This is a genomic window from Nostoc sp., assembly GCF_036919555.1.
Taxonomy (GTDB): domain Bacteria; phylum Cyanobacteriota; class Cyanobacteriia; order Cyanobacteriales; family Nostocaceae; genus Nostoc.
In genome coordinates, this window is the sequence record NZ_JBALCS010000020.1 from 1 (window position 1) to 4700 (window position 4700).

General features: G+C 41.3%; 3 protein-coding genes. 1 reads left to right on the forward strand and 2 read right to left on the reverse strand.

The genetic code is table 11. The features are described 5' to 3' along the window. Positions 1-342: 342 nt before the first annotated feature. Positions 343-1818, reverse strand: a complete 1476-nt coding sequence (locus tag V7K36_RS07000; protein WP_335114341.1) for a pentapeptide repeat-containing protein — start codon at positions 1816-1818, stop codon at positions 343-345. 339 nt (positions 1819-2157) lie between these two features. Next, positions 2158-2868: a pentapeptide repeat-containing protein gene (locus V7K36_RS07005; RefSeq protein ID WP_335114343.1), complete on the reverse strand. Its 711-nt coding sequence runs from the start codon at positions 2866-2868 to the stop codon at positions 2158-2160. 131 nt (positions 2869-2999) lie between these two features. On the opposite strand from V7K36_RS07005, the gene V7K36_RS07010 reads away from it, so the two are divergent. Continuing rightward, on the forward strand, positions 3000-4193 hold the full coding sequence (locus V7K36_RS07010) for an FAD-dependent oxidoreductase (protein WP_335114345.1): 1194 nt from the start codon (positions 3000-3002) through the stop codon (positions 4191-4193). The last annotated feature ends 507 nt before the right edge of the window (positions 4194-4700 follow it).

Here is a 4700-nt window from a genome sequence, read left to right on the forward strand (position 1 = left end):
ATCCGCAAAAAACTAGCGCAGTTTGATTGTTTACGAGATGCCATTGAGCACGTCTTACATTTTACGTCCTAAGTACCTTGGCGGTTGCTATACATCTAGAATTTCTTTTTACAATTCGTTTAAAATCAATTCCAGATGCAATCCTCATTCCCCTCTCACAATCCCCATCTTAGGAGTACCTTGAAAATGGGGACTTCCGCGATACGTTAAATTTTAGCTCAGTATGTAGATAGCGATTAGTCTTGCTCATTTACAGAATTGTTACTGAGACTTTTAGTAAAAATTATAGCATTAAGTGAAACTGGTAGAATGCGCCCAAATAACTAATGATGCTGAGATAACTTAACCAGACTGTCGCCAATGTGTCGGTGCTTCGATATAATCAGGTAGCCTCGTGTTGCGATCGCCAAGTGCCTCTCTAATCTGCTGCAACTCTAAGTTTTTAGCTCCTGTCAAAATTGTCCCTTCCAGTTTGACATCACTGAGATTAGCTTCTGAAAAGTTAGCTCCCATCAGGTTTGCCTGAGTCAGGTTAGCTTGATAAAAGGTTGCCCGATATAGGTTTGCTCCGATGAGGTTAGCTTGATAAAGGTCAGCTTCCGTTAAGCTGGCTTCTGAGAGGTTGGCAAAATAGACTTCTGTTTGGTGGAGTTTGGCTGCATTCAAGTTAGCCCCAGAAAGGTTGGCGCCATTTAGATTAGCCCCACAGAGGTTGGCACCAATCAAACCCGTCATGTGCAGATTGGCTTTACCCAATTTTGCTCCTTGCAAGTTAGCTAAAAACAGCTTTGCCCCAGAGAGGTTGGCGACTTTTAAAGTCGCTTGTTGCAAGTTAGCTTTATAGAGGTTTGCTCCTTGCAGATTAGCTACACGCAGACTTGCTCCAGAGAGGTTGGCTGAACGCATATTTGCCCCACAAAGATTGGCGCGGTTGAGATTAGCCCAACAGAGATTAGCTCCACATAGACTAGCTTTTAATAATTTGGTTTCATAGAGAATAGACTTAACGAGTTTAGCGCCGTTAAGGTCAGCCTCACTCAAGTCAGCTTCACGCAAGTCAGCCCCACTCAGGTCAGTCCCACGTAAGTCTGCTTGTTGCAGGTTAGCTTTAAACAGGTCTGCCCCTCTAATGTCGGTATTACGTAAATCAAGTTTCTGCTCTTTTGGGTCTTCGAGTAAATTACGCCTGCCGATGACAGTTAGAGCTGCTTGAATATCGGTGCGTATTTTTGGCAATTCTTCATGGAGATTTTGCTCCAACGGCTGTGTCGGACGCGACCCACCTCTGTGCCTACTTGAGTAAACTGCTGTTGAATATTCCGCCTTTTGTTGCTCTGCTTTTCCGTGCTGGATAGGTGCATTCTCTCGCACAAAGGCAGTGAGAATTTGCATGATTGTCCAGTGTTCTTGGGGAAAATCCTGAGCAACTCTTTCTAATGCATAAATTGCGCCTGTCCGAGTTTCAACCTTTTCATGACCAAGCTGGGCAATTGCCCCCATAAAGCGCTCTGCAATTAATCTGTCTTGATTGACTTTTGCATTTTGAATGCCAATTTCCAGGTTTTTCTCAGCTGCGATCGCATTTTTATGCATGGCTTGGGCACGCTTTGCTGCATAATAAGTATTAAACATTGCTGCCGATGCCAGAAAAACTATTGCAGTAGTTGTTAATGCTTGGTTTCTATACTGGATTTTTTCCTGGATTGACAATTCCTTAATACTAGATAAGGCAAAGAAAATTACAGTCAATGAGAAGCCAAATAAAACTGTTATAGTTATCAACCAATTGAAGAGAGGGTCTGTCTTTTTAGAAGACATGGTAAAAATTTTCCTTACAACCTAGAATTATTACTTAGATGTTTTGGAAAAATAGTATAGCATTTAACAGAAAATTATAATAGATGGCAAGACACTTATTGAACTAGGGAATGACATCGAATATACTTGTACGCTCCGACAGAAATAAACCACCCATTCCAAAACAATACTTTGGCAAGCTCAGTAAGCATGAACCGCTTACGCTGTATTCATTTTGACTTTTGAATTCACGGCGGTACTAGTACAGTACGGCGTAAATAAGCCACCCATTTGTAATGTCTCAAACCCTTGCTAAAACGTAATTACGAATTACGAATTACGCCAAGCTGTACTAGTGTTTTACTCAGAGAATTTGGCTTCCCTGAGATTTGCCTCATCAAGTCTGGCATCATTGAGAATTGACCCATGCAACCTAGCTAGATATAAACTTGCACGATGCAGGTTAGCTCCAGAGAGGTTAGCTCCAGAGAGGTTAGCTGCACTGAGAATTGCCCCTTCTAGGTTGGCTAAATATAAATTAGCTCCTTCTAGGTTAGCTGCACTGAGAATAGCCCCAGCTAGATTAGCTTCTCTGAGGTTAGCCCCAGCTAGATTAGCTTGATAGAGATTTGTCTGTTCTAGGTTCGCCCTATTTAGGTTTGCCCCCCTCATGTCCGTGTGACTCAAATCAAGTTGCTCATTTTCTGGGTCTTTCTTTACATCTCTTCTAGCGATAACGGTAAGGGCTGCTTGAATATCTGCACGAACTTTTGGTCTGAGGTTACTCGTTAATTCCTCTTGGGGCATGTAAAAAGCATTTTCTCGGACAAAAGTAGTAAGAATGTTCATGATTATCCAGTGGTAATGTGGATGATTTTGAGTAATTTGCTCTAAATCATTAATTACAGCTAGACTGGTTTCTATTGTCTTATTCCCTAGTTGTTCAATTGCTATTCTTAAACATTGTCTTGGCGACTGATGCTGAGTTTGATTAACTTTTTCCTGGAAAGCATATATCCTAAGACATATTTTTGCTAATTGACTGTTATTTGTCGGTGAAATATTTTTCATGGCATCAAAAGCATCAATAACAATTCAAAATTCAAAATTCAAAAACTTCGGGGAAAGTCTTCTCCTACGGTCGCCGCTAGGCGAACATCAAAAATATCACAACTCAAATAGAATTGCTATTAAGTACTTCAATGCAGCAAAAGTTACAGCCGAAAGTTAAAGACCTAGTGCTGATTGGTGGCGGTCACAGCCATGCGATTGTCCTGAGAATATTTGGGATAAAGCCTTTAGCTGGAGTTCGTTTGACGTTGATTACCGCAGCCAAAAAGACAGTCTACTCTGGAATGTTACCAGGACACATTGCCGGATTTTACAGCGACGATGAATGTCATATTGACTTGCAACCTTTAGCGAATTTTGCTCAGGCACAGTTATATATTGACAGAGTAGTTGCCCTAGACTTGGAAAACAGCAAAGTTCTTTGTGCTAACGGACTTGCGGTAGATTTTGATGTGCTGTCTATTGATATTGGCAGCACTCCGGCCACAGTGTCTGTATCAGGTGCGGCAGAATATGCGATCGCAGTTAAACCAGTATCGCAGCTATTGGAACATTGGTATGAACTAATTGAAGCTGTAGGTAAAAATCCTCAAGAATTAATTAGGATTGCGATCGCAGGCGGTGGTGCTGGTGGTGTAGAATTGGCGCTAGCGATGCAATCTCATTTACATCGGATTTTACGTCAAACTCAACAACCAATTCAAAATCTAGAAATTCATTTATTTCAGCGTGGACAAGAACTGATGCCCAATTACCATCAATCAGTACGGCATCAAATTCAGCAAATTTTAATTGAGCGAGGTATTAAGCTCCATCTTGGGGAAAGTGTGTGTAATATCACACCTACAACACACAGGGAAACTAAAAAAATATTTGAGATTAAATGTGAATCTGGTTTGACAATAGAGTGTAATAAAATTTTTTGGGTAACACAAGCATCAGCGCCTGAGTGGTTAAAAATCGCTGGACTTGGAACTGATGAGCAAGGCTTTATTTTGGTACAAGACACGTTGCAATCTCAAACACACCCGCAGATATTTGCATCTGGTGACATTGCCACAATGGTAAATTATCTGCGTCCGAAAGCTGGGGTCTTTGCTGTCAGACAAGGTAAACCTTTATTTGAGAATTTGCAGCGAATTTTATTGCGTAAGTCGCTCAAACCTTATAAACCACAGAAACAATATTTGAGTTTAATTGGTACAGGAGACGAACGAGCAATCGCAACACGAGGCTCTTTTACTTTACCACCTCACAAACTCTTGTGGCGTTACAAAGATTGGATTGACCGCCGCTTCATGAAACGCTTTCGCTTTGAATTATGAGGGAGCAGGGAAGGAGAAATAATATTATGTGCGGATAATTAGTTACGATTCATACTCACCAATATCCCGCCCTGAACTTCAGTTCAGGGCTGATAGCTGAAGTCCATTCAAGTGGACTGAATTGATCATTTAGGAACGTAAATTAAATAAAATGCAAAACTTCATCCTATCTCACGATCCCTCTCCTTTATAAGGAGAGGGATTGAGGGTGAGGTAAGCCAGGGACATAAATTGTATGTTATATCATGTCCGCATAATTAGTTATGATTCACGCAGTCATTGCACCCCACCCCGCCAAAGCTGTGCTTTGTCTCCCCTCCCCGCCGGCGGGGAGGGGATTAAGGGGTGGGGTTCTTCGGGTTTAATAAGTAATCAAGCGGACATGATATTATACCAATTCTTATTCCTTAGTCTACTTACAGCAATTTGATATCAAACCAGCCACAAAGATTGTAAACTTGAAAGATGTAAAAAAACAGATTATTTAGAGATGGCAGCATATTCGAT